Below are 17702 nucleotides of genomic sequence, written 5' to 3'. Positions count from 1 at the left end.
GCTAGAGGTACTGCTTCAGCTCCCGGCGGGCCAGCGACCGCTGGTGCACCTCGTCCGGGCCGTCGGCCAGGCGCAGCGTGCGCGCGCCCGCCCAGAGCTCGGCCAGCGGGAAGTCCTGCGAGACGCCGCCCGCGCCGTGCAGCTGGACGGCCTTGTCGATGATGTCGACGACCGTGCGCGGGGTGGCGATCTTGATGGACTGGATCTCCGTGTGGGCGCCGCGGTTGCCCACGGTGTCCATCAGCCAGGCCGTCTTGAGGACGAGCAGCCGCAACTGCTCGACGGCGACCCGCGCGTCGGCGATCCACTCCTGGACGACGCCCTGCTGGGCCAGCGGCTTGCCGAACGCCGTACGGGCCACGGCGCGCTTGCACATCAGCTCGATCGCCCGCTCGGCCATGCCGATCAACCGCATGCAGTGGTGGATCCGGCCCGGGCCGAGGCGCGCCTGGGCGATGCCGAAGCCGCCGCCCTCCTCGCCGATCAGGTTCGACACCGGGACGCGGGCGTGGTCGAAGACGACCTCCGCGTGCCCGCCGTGCCAGTGGTCCTCGAAGCCGTACACGGTCATCGCGCGGCGCACCTCGACACCCGGGGTGTCGCGCGGCACCAGCACCATCGACTGCTGGCGGCGGATGTCGGGTCCGTCGGGGTCGGTCTTGCCCATCACGATGAAGACCTTGCAGTCCGGGTTCATGGCACCCGAGATGTAGAACTTGCGGCCCGTGATGACGTACTCGTCCGTGCCGTCCGCGGAGCGCTCGATGTGCGTCGTGATGTTCGTGGCGTCGGAGGAGGCGACCTCCGGCTCGGTCATCGCGAACGCCGACCGGATCTCCCCGGCGAGCAGCGGCTCCAGCCACTGCTTCTTCTGCGCCTCGGTGCCGAACTGCGCGAGCACCTCCATGTTCCCGGTGTCCGGGGCTCCGCAGTTGAGCGCGGTCGGCGCCAACTGCGGGCTGCGGCCGGTGATTTCGGCGAGCGGCGCGTACTGGAGATTGGTGAGCCCGGCCCCGTGCTCGGCGTCGGGAAGGAACAGATTCCACAGGCCCTGCCTGCGCGCCTCGGCCTTCAACTCCTCGACCACGGCCGGGGTTTGCCACGGCGAGGAGAGTGCCGCGCGCTGCTCGGCGGCGACGGCCTCCGCCGGGTACACATGCGCGTCCATGAAGGCGAGCAGCCGCTCCCGCAGCTCCTGCGTACGCGCGTCGAATGCGAAGTCCATGGTGGGATCAGCCTTCCTGAAGACCGTGAAGACCCTGAAGGGTGGTGAGACCGTGCTCGATGAAGACGGGGACCAGCTCGCCGATCCGGTCGAAGCCGGCGCCGACCGTCCGGCCGAGCGTGTAGCGGTAGTGGATGCCCTCGAGGATCACCGCGAGCTTGAACCAGGCGAACGCCGTGTACCAGGCGACCGCGGACACGTCGCGCCCCGAGCGCGCGGCGTACCGCTCGACCAGCTCGGCGGGGGACGGGTGCCCGGCCGCCGTGGCGGTCGTGGAGATGGGGGAGTCGGGCAGCTCCAGCGGCGCGCTGTACATCACCAGCAGGCCCACGTCGGTGAGCGGGTCGCCGAGCGTCGACATCTCCCAGTCGAGGATCGCCTTGATGCGGTCGGCCCCATCGGCGTCCTGCCGTACAAGGACGTTGTCGAGACGGTAGTCGCCGTGCACGATCGTCGGCGCGGGGGAGACGGGGAGCGTGCGGGCCAGGGACGCCTGGAGCTCGTCGATCCCCTTGAGGTCGCGGTTGCGGGACGCGTCGAGCTGCTTGCCCCAGCGCCTCAACTGCCGCTCCAGGAAGCCGTCCGGGCGCCCGAAGTCCTCGAGCCCGACCGCCGCAGGGTCGACCGCGTGCAGATCGACGAGCGTGTCCACGAGCCCGAACACGGCGGCCCGGGTCCGCTCGGCGCCGAGCGGCGCGAGCTGCTCCGCGGTCCGGTACGGCGTCCCGTCCACGAACTCCATGACGTAGAACGGCGCGCCGAGCACGCTGTCGTCCTCGCACAGCAGCAGCGGCTCGGGCACCGGCACCTTCGTCGGGTGCAGCGCCGCGATCACCCGGTGCTCGCGCTTCATGTCGTGCGCGGTCGCCAGGACGTGGCCGAGCGGCGGCCGCCGCACCACCCACTTCGTGGTCCCGTCGCTCACCTCGTACGTGAGGTTGGAGCGCCCGCCCTCGATGAGCCGCCCGGACAGCGGGCCGCCGACCAGACCGGGCCGCTCGCGGTCGAGGTGGGCGCGCAGCTGGTCGAGGTCGAGGCCTGGGGGGTGACTCATCGCGGTCCTCCGGGGGCGAGTGGCAGGGTGCCCCTCATCATGCCGACCAGTCGGTATGTCGTCCAGTGGCTCAGGAAAACGTGATCGTCATTACGTGCCTACGGTGCCCTGCCGCGCCGACGAGCGAAAGGGCCCGGCAGCAACTGCCGGGCCCGGTGCGCGTGTGCGGGATCAGTGGTCGTCCCAGTGACCGTCGTGCTCCGCGTGCCGGTGGCCGTCGTGCACGTAGTCGACGTGGTCGCCGTGCGTGACCGCGGGGTGGCCGCAGTCGGCGCCGTGCCGGTGCTCGTGTCCCTCGTGCGCGACGTGACCGCCGGGCTCGCACTCGTCCCAGTGGCCGTCGTGCTCGGCGTGCAGATGCCCGTCGTGCGCGTAGTCGACATGGTCCCCGTGCCGCACGGCCTCGTGCCCGCAGGAGGGGCCGTGCGCGTGCTCGTGGACGGGGTGCTCCTGGTGGAGGGTGGTCATGGTGCTCACCTTCGGTGACGTCCGTGGCTGACGCCTTCAGGCTAGCCCGGAATGTCCTGAAGGCGGCGTTACGCCGCTTTCCGGTCTCACACCACGAGTGCCGCCGCGAACACCGCCATGGCGACCACGCACAGCGCCGCCGTCGCGGCCCCGCGCCGGGTCATCAGCGGCGGCTCGGCCTCGTTCAGGGCGAGCCCGGTGATCCGCCGGTGCGCGACCGCGAGGAACCCCAGCCACACCAGCAGGACCAGCGCCGCCGCGACCAGCCCCAGCGTCCGCCCGCCGGAGCTCTGGAGCGCGGCCTTCACGGCGAGCACGGCGGCGACGGTGCAGGACAGGGTCGTACGGCGCCACGCGAGCCGCGTCCGCGCGGGCTGCAACCCCGGATCGCGCACCGGCCCGCCCACGGCTAGCCCTCCCACCCGAGCAGCACCACGAACACCATCGCCACGGCGACCAGGGCGACCACCACGCTGAGCAGCGCCGGGAACCGGGACGCCGGCAGGTCCTCGCCGCGCCGCATCGCCCGCTCGCAGCGCACCCAGTGGCTCACGGCCCGCAGCGAGCACAGCACGCCCGCCGCGAGCAGCGCGAGAGCGAGCCCGACCCGCCAGCCCCAGCGCAGGTCGGGCAGGAACTGGTCCACGGCGAAGCCACCGCCGATCAGCGCGAGCGCCGTGCGCACCCAGGCGAGGAAGGTCCGCTCGTTGGCCAGCGAGAAGCGGTAGTCGGGCGTGTCACCCTCGTCCCTGATCCGCTCCGGTGCGAACCAGAGCCGGACGTTGCGCGCGAATTCGATCACCCGCAGGACATTACCGGTGCCTTTTCCAGCGCTCGTACGCGGCGAGGCCGTCCGGCGTCCACTCCCACGTGCCGATCTTCCCCTCCAGCTCGTCCCTGCTCAGGAACGCGTGCCAGTCGATCTCCTCGGCCTGCGGATGCACCGCCCCCTCGACGGTCACCTCATACACGTACGACCACCAGGCGCCGCCCCCGCCGTCCTCGTACAGGAACTTGAACAGGGGCGTCGGCTGCGGCAGCCCGGACACCCCGAGCTCCTCCTCCGCCTCGCGCAGCGCCGCCTCGTCGTACGACTCGCCTGCGCCGACGACCCCGCCGACGAACATGTCGTACATCCCGGGGAACGCCAGCTTGGTCCTGGTCCGCCGGTGCACGAAGACGCGGCCCTCCGGGTCGGTGGCCAGGATGAACGCGCACCGGTGCCGCATCCCTCGGGCGTACACCTCGCCGCGCGGTGCCTGGCCGATCACGCGGTCGTGCTCGTCGACGATGTCGAGGATCTCTTCGGCGGGATTCATGGGGGCGAGGCTACGCGCCGCGGGCCGTTCCCTTTTGTTGCCGGGTGCGGGTGGGTGGGGGCTGATCGCGCAGTTCCCCGCGCCCCTGAAATGCAGACGCTTCGCGCCGCATTTCCCCGACGCGAACGCGCCCGATGAGATGTCGCACCGAAGGTGCGCATCTCAGGGGCGCGGGGAACTGCGCGACCAGCCACGACGAAAGCCCCACCCGCCCGACCACCCGAACCCGGCAGACGGGAAGGCGCCCTAGGCCCCGGCCCCCACATGGTCCCGCCCCCGCGCGGCAGCGCCCGGCATGGCGGGGTGCAACCCGAGCAACACCACCCCCACCACGATCCCGGCCAACCCCACCGCCTCCCACACGAGCGCCCCGACATCCGTCCGCAACCGGTCCCCCAGAAAACCCACCCCGCACGCGATCCCCGCCAAAGGCTGCGCAGCGGTGAGCGCCGGCAACGACATCCGCAGCGGCGCCGTCTCGAACGCACTCTGTACGAGGACGAGCCCCGTCACCCCGAGCGCGGCCACCGCGTACGGCTGCCACCCGGTGAACAGCTCGACGAGGCCCCCGGACGAGAACCGCTGCCCGCTCACCCGCGTCAACGCGTCCTGCACCCCGTACAGGAGGCCCGCCGCCACCGCGAGCAGGACCGGGCCCGCGCTCAGCCGGGACCGCTTGGCGAGCGCCGCGAGGAACAGGGCGCCGCCGACCATCACGCCCACGATCAGCCAGTGCCGCAGCGGATCCGTGACCGCGCTGCCGCCGCGCGGCTGCCCCGCGACGATGAACGCGGTCACGCCGCCCGCGAGCAGCAGCAGCCCCGCCCAGCCCTGTCGGCCGAGCGGCTGTCGCGTCTGGTGGCGGGAGAGGGCGAGCGCGAAGAGCAGGTTCGTGGCGAGGAGCGGCTCCACGAGGGTGACCTCGCCCTGCCCGAGCGCGATTGCCCCGAGCACCATGCCGCACACCATCAGGCCGATGCCGCCCAGCCAGCGCGGCACCCGTACGAGATCGAGGAGGAGCCGCGGGGAGAGGAAGTCGCCCAGCGGCGCGTGCCGCGCCGCGTTCTGCTGGAGGACGAAACCCACGCCCAGGCAGCAGGCGGCGCTCACGGCGAGGACGAGAACGAGAACCGACACGCTGCGCACCTCGGACGACTGCTGGATCGGGCAGGGCTGGTGGTATGGGGCCGACGATAGCGCCCCGGGACGCCCCGCGCTCCACGAGTGCCCCGCCCGAGCGGCTCGACACCGGACCGCAACCTACTCGTGTCACTCGGACAACACCCCTGCTCAAGGAGGCGGTTGACGGGCCCCTCGGATGAACTGCGCCGGGCCCGAGGCGAGTTGGTGAATCCCGTCACCCGACAGCCCTTGACGCGGAGCACCCCGTACCGCTTTGCTGTGCGTGATCATCCGCCCGGCCGCGCAGCGTCGCGCCGTCGGAGCCGTCAGCAGCACCCCAGATCTGAACAGTCGTAGAGGAACCGCCGCGGTGTCCCCACCCCCGCCTCCCCTCGGGCGCTCCCGCAAGAAGGCCGCGCAATCGGCGGGCATCGGCGATCCCGCACTCGACGACTCCGCGCTCGTCGCCGCCCGCACCGCGCTCGCGCAGGGGCGCTGGACCGAGGTGCGGGCGCTGCTCGCCGCCACCGGGGACGACTGGGACCGGCGCGGCCACCGCGTCACCGTCCTCGCGCAGGAACCCACCGCGGCCGCCTGGGTGCGCGACTGGCATCTGGCCGAGCCCGAGTCGACGGACGCGCCCGTGCTGCTCGCCTGCGCCGCCGTGTACCGCGCCGTGGCCGGCAAGGAGCGCCCCGACAGGGCCCGCGACGCCTGCCTCGACGCGGCCTCCCTGGTGCCCGCCGACCCCACGCCCTGGCTCGGACTGCTGCTCCTGGAGCGGGAGTTGGGGCGCGAGGAGGACGTCGTACGCCTCTTCGACGAGGTGCGTCACCGTCACCCCTGGCACCATCACGCGCACCACCTGATGGTCGCCCGGCTCGCCGAGCGGCGTCCCGAGGCCGGTCAGGACCCGCTGCACGAGGTGTACGACTTCGCGTCCTGGGCGGCCGAACAGGCGCCGTCCGCCTCGCCGTTGGCGGTGCTCCCGGTCGTCGCCCACGCCGAGCGCTACCGCGTCCTCGCGAAGGCGGGCAGCGAACCGGACGACCCCAAGGCCTCCGGGCACTGGACCGGACGGCGGGCCCGGCTCGTCATGAAGGCCGCGTTCGACTGGTGGCTGGAGTGGGGCGACCCGCACGACCGGGCCGGTGTCACGCACCCGCGCGGCCGCATCGACCTCAACTTCCTCGCCCACGCCAAGTACTGCGAGGGCCGTCCCGCCGAGGCGGCCGCCCTGTTCCACCGGATCGGCCACCATGCCACCCCGGCCCCCTGGTCCTATCCGGACCGGGACCCGAACGAAGCGTTCCGTGCCGCGCGCAGTGCCGCGCTCGGCTCGGCGTGACCACTTCAGTGAGCATCCATGGGAAGGGACAACCCCGCGATGACGACGGGTAGTTCGAGTGCGACCGGCAGAACCACCGGCGTGACGGCCGGTGCCGAGCCGGGCATCAGCACGTATCTGGGAGAGGAGAGCGCGCTGCGCGCCGGGCGGCTCGGGACGGCGGGGCTGCTCCTGTCCGTGCTCGCCGCGACCGGCCCGCTGATGGTGGTCGCCGGTGTGATGCCGACGACGTACGCCGTCATGGGCGTCGTCGGGCAGCCCCTCCTCTTCCTCATCCTCGGCGTCGTCCTCGCCCTCTTCAGCGTCGGCTACGCGGAGATGAGCCGGCACGTGCACAACGCCGGCGCGTTCTACGCGTACATATCCCGCGGGCTCGGCCCGACCGCGGGCGCCGCGGCCGCCCTCGTCGCGCTGGTGGCGTACAGCGTGCTCCAGGTCGGCATCTACGGGATGTTCGGCTTCGAGGTCGCCGGGCTCGCGCAGCAGTACCTCGACATCGAACTCGCCTGGTGGATACCGGCGTTGCTCGCCGTCGTCGCCGTCGGCGTGCTCGGTCTGCTGAAGATCGACGTGAACGCGAAGGTCCTCGGCGTGCTGCTCCTGATCGAGGTTGCCGTCGTGGTCGTCTTCGACATCGCGGCGATCGGTGACCCCGGCGCGCAGGGCCTGTCCCTGCACGCGTTCAACCCGGACACGCTCTCCGGCGTGGGCCTCGGCACCGCCCTGTGCTTCTGCATCGCCGGGTTCACCGGCTTCGAGCAGGCACCGGTCTACGCGGAGGAGACGAGCCGCCCGCACATCCTCGTGCCCCGCGTCATGTTCCTGGCCGTCGGCGGCGTCGCCGTCTTCTTCGCCATCAGCTCCTGGGCGCTGACCGTCGCCACCGGACCCGCGTCGATCGTCGGCGCCGCGCAGAAGCAGTCGGCGGGCCTGCTGTTCGGGCTGACCGAGGACCGGCTCGGCGGCACGTTCACCGACATCGTCCACGTCCTCTTCGTCACCGGGATGTTCGCGGCGCTGCTCTCCTTCCACAACGTGGTCGCGCGGTACGCGTTCGCCATGGGCCGCGAGGGGCTGCTGCCGGCGCGGTTCGGCCGCACCAACACGGGGACCGGGGCGCCCGGCACGGGCTCCGTCCTTCAGTCCGTCGTCTCCCTGATCATCGTCATCGGCTTCGCCATCGCCGACGACGGCCCCGCCGGGGACCCGACAGCGCCGGTCCTGCACCTGTTCACGTGGGGCGGCAACGTGGGTGCCCTCGGCGTCATCCTCCTCATGGCCACCGCGTCCCTCGCCGTCATCGTCTTCTTCGTGAAGCGCGGTGCCGCGGGCGCGCAGCTGTGGCGCATCATCTCCTCGGGCCTCGCCGGCCTCGCCCTCCTGGTCATCGCCGGCTACACGATCAAGGACTTCGACGTCCTGGTCGGCTCGGGCCCCGACTCCTCCCTGAACTGGATCCTCCCCGGCATCATCGCCCTGGCCGCACTGATCGGCGTGGCCTACAGCGTCCTGCTCCGCGCCCGCAACCCGGAGGCCCACGCCCGCATCGGCCTGGGCAACGAGGCGTTCCAGCTCGAAAAGCGCGCGGGCTGAGGACGGCCCCGTAAGGGGCGCGGGGCTGTATCGATCTGCGGCTCCGCAGCCCCGCCAGGGGCGCGGGGCTGTTTCGATTTGCGGCTCCGCCGCGTGGGCGCGACCAACCGCGACGGAGCTGCGCCCCGTCAGGGGCGCGGGGAACTGCGCGAGCAACCACGACGGCGCGGCAACCCGCCGACGAAAGCGCGACCGGCAACGGCGCTGAGGCCTGGGGCTCTGCCCCGGACCCCGCTGCTCAATCGCCGCAGGGGCTTGATGTGCCCAGCCCCGTAAGGGGCGCGGGACTGTTTCGATTTGCGGCTCCGCAGCCCCGCCAGGGGCGCGGGGAACTGCGCGAGCAACCACGACGGCGCGGCACCCGCCGACGAAAGCGCGACCGGCAACGGCGCTGAGGCCTGGGGCTCTGCCCCGGACGCCCCAAGGGCTTGACTGACTCGCCCCGCCGGCAGGCCGGCGCAGAGATGACGAATTGCTGACGGGGGCCGGGAACCCCTGGCCCCCGTCAGCGTCCGGTGCTCGAATCAAAGCGTGACCCCGCACCAAGAACCCCCGCCCGAAAGGGAACCCGGCGCCCCCGTAGGACGCCGAGTGATCCTGGGCATGCTCGGCGCGGCAGCGCTCGGCATGGCCGCCGCCCCCGCGCTGCAGACCGCCTTCGAGGACGTGGCGCAGAAGGACCCCACGGGCCTGACGGACCTGTTCCCGAACGGCGGCGGCTTCCGGTACTACTCCGTCGCCGCCTCTGTCCCGCACAAGTCCGCCCAGGACTACCGCCTCACCGTCGACGGCCTGGTCGACACCCCCGCCACCTACACGCTGGCCGACCTGCGGGCGCAGCCCCAGACCCGCCTCGTCCGCGACGTCCAGTGCGTCACGGGCTGGCGCGTCCCGGGCACCCCCTTCGAGGGCGTACGGCTCTCACGGCTCCTGGACGCGGCGGGCGTGCGGCCCGGCGCCAAGGCCGTACGGCTGACCTGCTTCGACGGTGCGTACAGCGAGAGCCTGACTCTCCAACAGGCCCGCCGCGCCGACGTGTTGGTGGCCCTGAAGATGCGGGACAAGGATCTGGGGCACAGCCACGGAGGCCCGGTCCGCCTGTACGTCGCGCCGATGTACTTCTACAAGTCGGCCAAGTGGCTCTCCGGGATCACGGTCACCGACCAGGTCGAACCCGGCTACTGGGAAGAGCGCGGCTACGACGTAGACGCCTGGGTCGGCAAGTCGAACGGGCGGGGCGATGCACCCACGAGTTGAACGGTTCACCCGCGCCGAACGCTGGGTCCACCTCACGACCGCCGCGCTCATGGGCGTCTGCGTCGTCACCGCGGCCTGCCTCTACCTGCCCCAGCTCGCCGAGCTCGTCGGCCGCCGCGACCTGGTGGTCCGGCTCCACGAGGGGGCGGGACTGCTGCTGCCCGCACCGTTCCTGCTGGGCCTCGCCTCCCGCGCCTTCCGCCGCGACCTGCACCGCCTCAACCGCTTCGGCCCCCGCGACAAGGCGTGGCTGCGCGCGACCTTGAGGCGTCGACGGGGCCGTACGGCAGGCAAGTTCAACGCCGGTCAGAAACTGTGGGCGGCCTGGCTCGCAGGTGCCGTCCTCGTCATGCTCGGCACCGGACTGCTGATGTGGTTCACGCATCTCGCCCCGCTGGCCTGGCGCACCGCCAGTACCTTCGTGCACGACTGGCTGTCGCTCGCGCTCGGCGTCGTGATCGCCGGCCACATCGGGATGGCGGCCGGCGACCCCGAGGCGCGTACGGGCATGCGCACCGGTTTCGTACGACGGGACTGGGCCGAACGCGAACACGGCGAGTGGCTGAACTGAGCGCCCACCTCACCCGGCCAACAACCTCACCCGGCGAGCCACCTCACTCGGCGAACCGCCTCACCCGGCCAACCACCTCACCACGCGAACGCCTCCGGCGACGCCCCCGGCCCCGGGAAGATCTCGTCCAGCCTTGCCAACAGCCCCTCCGGCAGCTCAAGTTCGACCGCCCGCAGCGCCGACTCCAGCTGCTCCGCCGTGCGCGGGCCGACGATCGGACCCGTCACCCCGGGCCGGGTGAGGAGCCACGCCAGGGCGACCTCGCCGGGCTCCATGCCGTGCTCGGCGACGACCTTCTCGTACGCCTCGACGCGCGCCCGCACCGCCGGGTCGCCGAGCCCGGTGGCGGAACGGCCCATGTTGGTCCGGGTGCCCGTGCCCTCGCGCTGCTTGCGGACCGCGCCGCCCAACAGGCCCTGGTGCAGCGGCGACCAGGGGATGACCCCGACGCCGTACTCCCGTGCGGCCGGGATGATCTCCATCTCGGCGCGCCGCTCGAAGAGGTTGTAGAGGCACTGCTCGCTGACCAGGCCGGGCCGGCCGCGGCGCGCGGCGGTCTCGTTGGCCTGGGCGATCTTGTAGCCGGGGAAGTTCGACGATCCCGCGTAGAGGATCTTGCCCTGCTGCACGAGGACGTCCATCGCCTGCCAGATCTCGTCGAACGGGGTGTCCCGGTCGACGTGGTGGAACTGGTAGAGGTCGATGTGGTCGGTGCCCAGGCGCTGGAGCGAAGCGTCCACCGCGCGGCGGATGTTGAGGGCGCTGAGCTTGATGTGGTTCGGCCACGACTCGTGGTTGAAGCCCGTGCCGTCCTGCGTCATGTTGCCGTAGACCTTGGTGGCGAGGACGACCTTGTCGCGCCGGCCGCCGCCCTGCGCGAACCAGTTGCCGATGATGCGCTCGGTGGCGCCCTTCTCCTCGGCGTTGCCGTAGATGTTCGCCGTGTCGAAGAAATTGACGCCCGCGTCGAGAGCGGCGTCCATCAGCGCGTGGGCGGTCTTCTCGTCGGTGACGTCGGCCTCGCCGCTGAAGTTCATCGTGCCGAGCACGAGTCGGCTGACCTTGAGTCCGGTGCGTCCGAGCTGGGTGTATCGCATGGGCGCACAGTCAACGTGTTGGAGTGCTCTCGAAGTCAAGGGCCCGTGCACCTGGCACGGACCCTTGACGTTCAACCGAAGGCGTTCGGTGGCTAGATCACCAACGACAGGAGCAGGACGACGCCTCCCGCGACCACGGAGATGAGCGTCTCCATGACCGACCAGGTCTTCAGCGTCTGCCCGACGCTCAGCCCGAAGTACTCCTTGACCAGCCAGAACCCGGCGTCGTTGACATGGCTGAAGAACAGCGAGCCCGCGCCGATCGCGAGGACCAGGAGCGCCGTGTGGGAGTCGCTCATGTTCGCGGCGAGGGGCGCGACCAGACCGGCGGCCGAGACGGTCGCGACGGTCGCCGAGCCGGTGGCCAGACGGATCACGACGGCGATCAGCCAGGCGAGGAGCAGCGCCGGGATGTTCCAGTCCTTGGAGATGTCCAGGACCATCTGGCCGACACCCGAGTCGATCAGGGTCTGCTTGAAGCCGCCGCCCGCGCCGACGATGAGCAGGATGCCCGCGATCGGGGCGAGGGACTTCTCGGTGGTCGCCTGGAGCCGGCCCTTGCTGAAGCCGGCCGCCCGGCCCAGCGTGAACATGCCGAGGATGACGGCCGCGAGCAGCGCGATCAGCGGGGAGCCGACGACGTCGAAGACGCGCTGGACCGTGTGCTCAGGGTTGTCCACGATGATGTCGACCAGGGCCTTGGACAGCATCATCGCGACCGGCAGCAGGATCGTGGCCAGGGCGGCACCGAAGCTCGGGCGCTTGACCAGGTCCTCGGAGGCGCGCGCCGGAAGCATCTTGTCCGGCACCGGGACGTCGACCCACTTCGCGGCGTACCGCGAGAAGACCGGACCGGCGATGATCACCGTCGGGATGGCGACGACGATGCCGAGCGCGAGCGTGATGCCCAGGTTGGCGCCGACCGCGTCGATCGCGACGAGCGGGCCGGGGTGCGGCGGGATCAGACCGTGCATGACCGACAGACCGGCGAGCGCCGGGATGCCGATGCGCATCAGCGAGTAGTTGCCGCGCTTGGCGACCATCAGGACGACCGGGATCAGCAGCACGATGCCGACCTCGAAGAAGAGCGGCAGACCGATCACGGCCGCGATGAGGACCATCACCCAGGGCATGGCCCTGCCGCCGGACTTCCCGGCCTTCGCGAGGATGGTGTCGACGATCTGGTCGGCGCCGCCGGAGTCGGCGAGCAGCTTGCCGAGGATCGCGCCGAGCGCGATCAGCACACCCACACCGGCGACCGTGGAGCCGAGCCCCGCGGTGAAGCTGGCGATGGCCTTGTCGAGCGGCGCCCCGGCGAACGCGCCGAGCGCGAGCGAGCCGATGGTCAGGGCGAGGAAGGCGTGCAGCTTGAACTTCGTGATGAGCAGGACGATGACGGCGATGCCCGCGAGCACGGCGATCCCGAGCTGGGCATGGCCAGCGGACGTGATCGGCTCGACGGTGTCCGCTGCCAGCATCTCGACGCTGAGACTGGTCACGGTCTTATCCCTTGTACGAGGAGTGGGGAGGGGGACTGAGGGGGGTGGCGGCGGCTACGGGGTGTCGAGCGCGGCCAGGGCCTCGGCGGCCCGGTCGGCGATCTCCTCCGGGGAGCCCGACACGTCGACGGCGACGCCCGCCTCGTCCTGCTCCAGGGGCTGGAGCGTGGCGAACTGGGAGTCCAGCAGGCTGGTCGGCATGAAGTGGCCCTCGCGGTGGCTCATCCGGTCGAGGATGAGCTCCCTGCTGCCGGTCAGGTGCAGGAAGACGGCGTCCGGGGCCTCGGCGCGCAGCCGGTCCCGGTAGGCACGCTTGAGCGCGGAGCTGGAGACGACCCCGCCGCGGCCGGCCCGGCCGTGGGCCCACTTGCCGATGGCTTCGAGCCACGGCCAGCGGTCGTCGTCGTCCAGGGGGGTCCCCGCCGACATCTTGTCGATGTTGGCCTGGGGGTGGAAGTCGTCGCCCTCGGCGTAGGGGACGCCGAGTCGCTCGGCGAGCAGGGGACCGATCGTTGTCTTGCCGGTGCCTGCCACGCCCATGACCACGACGACGTGGGGGGTGCTCATCGCGTACTGCCTCGCTGTCTTCATCGACATCGCTGTGTCACGTCACTGAAACTCAAAAGGTCTGACTAATTCAAGAGTCTGTGACATAAAAGTCAGACCTTTTGTTCCCGCCTGCCCGCCCCGGCTTCCGCGCCGTCTAGGCTTCCGTCATGAGCACACAGGGCCAGGGGCTGCACGCACGCGTTCTCGACAGCCTCGGCCCCGCCATCACAGCGGGGGAGTACCCGGCGGGCAGCGTCCTGCGCACGGACGAACTCGCCCAGCGCTACGAGGTGTCCCGCTCGGTGATGCGCGAGGCCGTGCGCGTCCTGGAATCCATGCACCTGGTCGAGTCCCGGCGACGCGTCGGGGTGACGGTGCGGCCCGCCGAGGAATGGCACGTCTACGATCCGCAGGTCATCCGCTGGCGCCTCGCGGGAGCAGACCGGCCGCGCCAGCTGCGCTCGCTCACGGTCCTGCGCTCCGCGGTCGAACCGGTCGCCGCGGGCCTCGCCGCGCGGCACGCGAGCGCCGAGCAGTGCGCCGCGCTCACCGAGTGCGCCCTCGGCATGGTGGCCAGTTCGCGCGGCCAGCAGTTGGAGAAGTACCTCGTCCACGACATCGAGTTCCACCGGATCGTCCTGAACGCCTCCGGCAACGAGATGTTCGCGCACCTCGGCGACCTGGTCGCCGAGGTCCTCGCGGGCCGCACCCACCACCAGGTCATGTTCGAGGACCCGGACCCCGCGGCCGTCACCCTGCACGTCCAGGTCGCGGAGGCCGTACGGGAAGGCGACGCGGAGCGCGCGGAGGCGCTCACGCGTGAGATCGCGGTCGGCGCGCTCCAGGAGCTGGACATCCTGGCGCCCTGAACTCCCTTGTGCCGTAAGGGACTTCCCGTCACGGGCCACGGGGCTACGGGTAAGGAGCCGCCGGGGGCTACTGGATGAACTCCCCGTCGACGTACACCCACGCCCCGCCCACCCGCAGGAACTGGCTGCGCTCGTGCAGGGAACCCGCCCGGCCGTCGTCCCGGTAGCGCGCGCGGAACGTGACGGTGCCGCTCTGGTGGAACGCCGTCCCCTCGCTCGTGCCGAGGATCTCCAGGCCGGTCCAGGTCAGCCCCGGGTCGAACTCGATCACCGGCGGCCGGGTGTCCGGGTGCCAACTGCGCAGCAGATACGCGGCGTCGCGCCGTACGAAGGCGACGTACCGCGAGCGCATGAGCGCCTCCGCGGTCGGCGCGGCGGCGGCGCCGGAGTGGTACCGGCCGCAGCAGTTCTCGTACGGCTGCGGGAGTCCGCAGGGGCAGGTGGTGGGGGTGTGGCGTGCCATGCGGGCGACCCTATCCGGCGCGGACGGCGGACCTGTCCCGGCGCGGACGTCAGACCTGTTCCGCCCGGAACGCGGCCGGGGTCACGCCCGTGTGCTGCTGGAAGTACTTCGAGAAGTTCGCCGAGTCGCCGAAGCCGACGGCCACGCCGATCCGGCCGACCGGGAGTTCCGTGTGGGCGAGCAGGCGCTTCGCCTCCAGAATCACGCGGCGGTCGATGAACGCCTTCGGGGTCTGGCCGGTCGCGGCGCGCACCGCGCGGACCAGGGTGCGGCGCGAGTAACCCAGCTCGTCCGCGTACGCGCTGACGCTGTGATTGGTCGTGAACTCCTTCTCGACCGCGGTGCGGAAGCGGGTGAACGTCGTGTCGGGCTGCGGCGCGCACTCGTCCGCCGCGGCCTGCGCCGACACATGCGCCACGCGCAGCATCAGCGCCGTGAGGGAGTGCCGCAGGACCGAGGTGTGCAGGCTCAGCGGGAGCGTGGAGGTGTCCAGGTACTCGCGCTGCAACTGCCCCAACGAGGCGTTCATCGCCGCCAGTTGGGGCGCGTCCGGGCGCAGCAGTGGGGGGCGGTCGTAGCGGTACAGGCCCGTCGCCTCGACGATCGCGCGCGGCAGGAAGCCCGGCTGCATCGTCAGGGCCGTGCCGGCGTAGTCCTCCGTCGTCGAGAAGCCGTGCACCTGGCCGGGCCTGATCCACAGGATGTCCCCGGCCCCCACCTCGTACTCCGTGAAGTCGATCATGTGGCGTACGGGGCCCGCGCGGAAGAAGAGGAGCACGTGGAAGTCGATGCGGTGGACGCGGCGGGAGAGGCCGACTCCGCCGGCCCACGGCCCCTCGGTGCCCATCGGGCCGATCTGTATCCCGACCCCGGAGACGCTCGCGCTCGGGTCGAAGGGATAGGTGCGGATGTGCGCTCGATCTCCGGGGGTCGCTCCCAGATGTGCGCTCGTCTGCGCGGGGCCCTGCTCCGTCATGAACCTTCCTTGGCTTCCACTCCTGTAGGTGTCCCATTTTCACCGAACACTGGCACGGGCGCACCTACCTGGCGAAAAGTATGACCTTTAAGTTCGTAGGTGGTTCGACCAGGGACTTTGGTCCCGGCCTGCTGTGTCTTACGGCACGACGGACATGCAACGGATGCGAAGGAAGCTGTACAGATGAGCACTCAGACACCGAACGGACTCGACCCCTTCGCGCGCCCCTTCGAGTGGACCGACCTCGACCAGCGTGCCGTCGACACCGCCCGGCTCCTCGCGGCCGACGCCGTGCAGAAGGTCGGCAACGGGCACCCGGGTACGGCGATGAGCCTCGCCCCGGCCGCGTACACCCTCTTCCAGAAGGCGATGCGCCACGACCCGGCCGACCCGGAGTGGACCGGCCGCGACCGCTTCGTCCTGTCGCCCGGCCACACCAGCCTCACCCTCTACACCCAGCTCTTCCTGTCCGGGTACGAGCTGGAGCTCGACGACCTGAAGGCGTTCCGCACGCAGGGCTCGAAGACGCCGGGCCACCCCGAGTACGGGCACACCGCCGGTGTCGAGACCACGACCGGGCCGCTCGGCCAGGGCGTCGCCAACGCCGTGGGCATGGCCATGGCCGCCCGCTACGAGCGCGGCCTGTTCGACCCCGAGGCCCCCGAGGGCGCCTCCCCGTTCGACCACACCATCTGGGCGATCGTCTCCGACGGCGACCTGGAGGAAGGCGTCTCCGCCGAAGCCAGCTCCCTCGCCGGACACCAGAAGCTCGGCAACCTGGTCTTCGTCTACGACGACAACCACATCTCCATCGAGGGCGACACCGCGACCGCGTTCTCCGAGGACGTCCTCGCGCGCTACGAGGCCTACGGCTGGCACGTGCAGCGCATCGAGCCCCAGGCCGACGGCAACACCGACGTCAAGGCCCTGTACGAGGCCCTCGCCGCCGCCAAGGCCGAGACCGAGCGCCCCTCGATCATCGCCATGCGCACGATCATCGCCTGGCCCGCCCCGACCGCGCAGAACACCGAGGCCTCCCACGGCTCCGCGCTCGGCGCCGACGAGATCGCCGCCACCAAGCGCGTCCTCGGCTTCGACCCCGAGCAGTCCTTCATCGTCGAGGACGAGGTCATCGCGCACAGCCGCAAGGCCCTCGACCGCGGCGCCGAGGCGCACGCCGCCTGGGACAAGCAGCTCGCCGAGTGGCGGAACGCCGACCCCGAGCGCTCGCAGCTCCTCGACCGCATCGTCGCAGGCCGCCTCCCCGAGGGCTGGGAGCAGGCGCTGCCCGCCTTCGAGACCGGCTCCAAGGTCGCCACGCGCGCCGCGTCCGGCAAGGTCCTCCAGGCCCTCGGCCCGGTCATCCCCGAACTGTGGGGCGGCTCCGCCGACCTGGCCGGCTCCAACAACACGACGATCGACAAGACGTCGTCGTTCCTGCCGAAGGGCAACCCGCTGCCCGAGGCCGACCCGTACGGCCGCACCGTCCACTTCGGCATCCGCGAGTTCTCGATGGCCGCCGAGATGAACGGCATCGCGCTGCACGGCAACACCCGTATCTACGGCGGCACGTTCCTCGTGTTCTCCGACTACATGCGCAACGCCGTCCGCATGTCCGCGCTGATGCAGCTGCCCGTCACGTACGTCTGGACCCACGACTCCGTCGGCCTGGGCGAGGACGGCCCGACCCACCAGCCCGTCGAGCACCTCGCCTCCCTGCGCGCCATCCCGGGCCTGAACGTCGTGCGCCCGGCCGACGCCAACGAGACCGCCATCGCCTGGCGCGAGATCCTGCGCCGCGGCTCGGCCAAGCCGGCCCCGCACGGCCTGGCGCTCACCCGGCAGGGCGTGCCCACGTACGAGGCCAACGAGGCCGCCGCCAAGGGCGGTTACGTCCTCGCCGAGGCGTCGGCCGGGGCCCCGGACGTCGTCCTCATCGCCACCGGCTCCGAGGTGCAGCTCGCCGTCGCCGCCCGCGAGACCCTCGAGGCCGAGGGCGTCGCCACCCGCGTCGTGTCGATGCCGTCCGTCGAGTGGTTCGAGGAGCAGGACCAGGCGTACAAGGACTCCGTCCTGCCGCCGTCCGTGAAGGCCCGCGTGGCGGTCGAGGCGGGCATCGGCCTGACCTGGTACCGGTACGTCGGTGACGCCGGACGCATCGTCTCCCTGGAGCACTTCGGTGCCTCGGCCGACGCGAACGTCCTGTTCCGTGAGTTCGGCTTCACCGCCGAGAACGTCGCCGACAAGGCGCGCGAGTCCCTCGCAGCCGCCCGCGCCTGATCCCCGTACGCC

General features: G+C 71.5%; 18 protein-coding genes. 6 read left to right on the top strand and 12 right to left on the bottom strand.

Features of this window, described 5'->3' with window-relative positions:
• Position 1 precedes the first annotated feature (1 nt).
• The 7 genes from AB0L37_RS32125 to AB0L37_RS32095 form a co-directional block, all read right to left on the bottom strand.
• Positions 2 to 1225, bottom strand: a complete 1224-nt coding sequence (locus tag AB0L37_RS32125) for an acyl-CoA dehydrogenase family protein (protein WP_365513385.1) — start codon at positions 1223 to 1225, stop codon at positions 2 to 4.
• Between the two features lie 7 nt (positions 1226 to 1232).
• Positions 1233 to 2279: a phosphotransferase family protein gene (locus AB0L37_RS32120; protein WP_365513382.1), complete on the bottom strand. Its 1047-nt coding sequence runs from the start codon at positions 2277 to 2279 to the stop codon at positions 1233 to 1235.
• Between the two features lie 171 nt (positions 2280 to 2450).
• Entirely contained in the window at positions 2451 to 2747 is a 297-nt protein-coding gene (locus AB0L37_RS32115) for a hypothetical protein (protein WP_365513379.1), read from the bottom strand.
• A gap of 86 nt (positions 2748 to 2833) precedes the next feature.
• The gene (locus AB0L37_RS32110; protein ID WP_365513376.1) at positions 2834 to 3154 is read right to left on the bottom strand and encodes a DUF202 domain-containing protein; all 321 of its coding nucleotides are present in this window, start codon (positions 3152 to 3154) and stop codon (positions 2834 to 2836) included.
• 2 nt (positions 3155 to 3156) lie between these two features.
• Positions 3157 to 3549: a DUF202 domain-containing protein gene (locus AB0L37_RS32105; protein ID WP_365513373.1), complete on the bottom strand. Its 393-nt coding sequence runs from the start codon at positions 3547 to 3549 to the stop codon at positions 3157 to 3159.
• 10 nt (positions 3550 to 3559) lie between these two features.
• Positions 3560 to 4066, bottom strand: coding sequence for an NUDIX domain-containing protein (locus AB0L37_RS32100; protein ID WP_365513370.1), 507 nt, complete (start codon positions 4064 to 4066; stop codon positions 3560 to 3562).
• 246 nt (positions 4067 to 4312) lie between these two features.
• The gene (locus AB0L37_RS32095; RefSeq protein ID WP_365513367.1) at positions 4313 to 5203 is read right to left on the bottom strand and encodes a DMT family transporter; all 891 of its coding nucleotides are present in this window, start codon (positions 5201 to 5203) and stop codon (positions 4313 to 4315) included.
• A 355-nt stretch (positions 5204 to 5558) separates the two neighbouring features.
• Here AB0L37_RS32095 and AB0L37_RS32090 point away from each other — a divergent pair, with 355 nt between their 5' ends.
• From AB0L37_RS32090 to AB0L37_RS32075, 4 genes are all read left to right on the top strand, one after another.
• Positions 5559 to 6536 carry a hypothetical protein gene (locus AB0L37_RS32090; RefSeq protein WP_365513365.1) on the top strand — a complete coding sequence of 326 codons (978 nt, stop codon included), beginning with the start codon at positions 5559 to 5561 and terminating at the stop codon, positions 6534 to 6536.
• A gap of 39 nt (positions 6537 to 6575) precedes the next feature.
• Positions 6576 to 8129 (top strand): APC family permease, encoded by a 1554-nt coding sequence (locus AB0L37_RS32085; RefSeq protein ID WP_365513470.1) that lies wholly within the window; start codon positions 6576 to 6578, stop codon positions 8127 to 8129.
• Between the two features lie 531 nt (positions 8130 to 8660).
• Positions 8661 to 9386 (top strand): molybdopterin-dependent oxidoreductase, encoded by a 726-nt coding sequence (locus tag AB0L37_RS32080; RefSeq protein ID WP_365513362.1) that lies wholly within the window; start codon positions 8661 to 8663, stop codon positions 9384 to 9386.
• Positions 9370 to 9957, top strand: a complete 588-nt coding sequence (locus AB0L37_RS32075) for a cytochrome b/b6 domain-containing protein (protein WP_365513359.1) — start codon at positions 9370 to 9372, stop codon at positions 9955 to 9957. Before AB0L37_RS32080 ends, AB0L37_RS32075 begins: the two co-directional genes overlap by 17 nt.
• A 77-nt stretch (positions 9958 to 10034) precedes the next feature.
• Here AB0L37_RS32075 and AB0L37_RS32070 read toward each other — a convergent pair whose 3' ends face one another.
• The 3 genes from AB0L37_RS32070 to AB0L37_RS32060 all read right to left on the bottom strand — a co-directional run bounded on the left by AB0L37_RS32070 (position 10035) and on the right by AB0L37_RS32060 (position 13120).
• The gene (locus tag AB0L37_RS32070; RefSeq protein WP_365513356.1) at positions 10035 to 11054 is read right to left on the bottom strand and encodes an aldo/keto reductase; all 1020 of its coding nucleotides are present in this window, start codon (positions 11052 to 11054) and stop codon (positions 10035 to 10037) included.
• A 92-nt stretch (positions 11055 to 11146) separates the two neighbouring features.
• Positions 11147 to 12553, bottom strand: a complete 1407-nt coding sequence (locus AB0L37_RS32065; RefSeq protein ID WP_365513354.1) for a gluconate:H+ symporter — start codon at positions 12551 to 12553, stop codon at positions 11147 to 11149.
• Positions 12554 to 12607: 54 nt separating this feature from the next.
• Positions 12608 to 13120, bottom strand: coding sequence for a gluconokinase (locus tag AB0L37_RS32060; protein WP_365513351.1), 513 nt, complete (start codon positions 13118 to 13120; stop codon positions 12608 to 12610).
• A gap of 149 nt (positions 13121 to 13269) precedes the next feature.
• Between AB0L37_RS32060 and AB0L37_RS32055 the strand changes: the two genes are divergently transcribed.
• Positions 13270 to 13971: an FCD domain-containing protein gene (locus tag AB0L37_RS32055; RefSeq protein ID WP_365513348.1), complete on the top strand. Its 702-nt coding sequence runs from the start codon at positions 13270 to 13272 to the stop codon at positions 13969 to 13971.
• Positions 13972 to 14038: 67 nt separating this feature from the next.
• Here AB0L37_RS32055 and AB0L37_RS32050 read toward each other — a convergent pair whose 3' ends face one another.
• Together AB0L37_RS32050 and AB0L37_RS32045 are read right to left on the bottom strand one after the other, a co-directional pair.
• Positions 14039 to 14434: a YchJ family metal-binding protein gene (locus AB0L37_RS32050; RefSeq protein ID WP_365513345.1), complete on the bottom strand. Its 396-nt coding sequence runs from the start codon at positions 14432 to 14434 to the stop codon at positions 14039 to 14041.
• 49 nt (positions 14435 to 14483) lie between these two features.
• Positions 14484 to 15410: an AraC family transcriptional regulator gene (locus tag AB0L37_RS32045; protein ID WP_365513342.1), complete on the bottom strand. Its 927-nt coding sequence runs from the start codon at positions 15408 to 15410 to the stop codon at positions 14484 to 14486.
• Positions 15411 to 15593: 183 nt separating this feature from the next.
• Between AB0L37_RS32045 and tkt the strand changes: the two genes are divergently transcribed.
• The gene (gene tkt, locus AB0L37_RS32040; protein WP_365513340.1) at positions 15594 to 17690 is read left to right on the top strand and encodes a transketolase; all 2097 of its coding nucleotides are present in this window, start codon (positions 15594 to 15596) and stop codon (positions 17688 to 17690) included.
• Positions 17691 to 17702: the final 12 nt, after the last annotated feature.

The sequence above is a fragment of the Streptomyces sp. NPDC052225 genome (assembly GCF_040679615.1).
GTDB lineage: Bacteria > Actinomycetota > Actinomycetes > Streptomycetales > Streptomycetaceae > Streptomyces.
The sequence above is the reverse complement of the archived record's forward strand: the minus strand, read 5'-3'. Positions and strand labels throughout refer to the sequence as shown.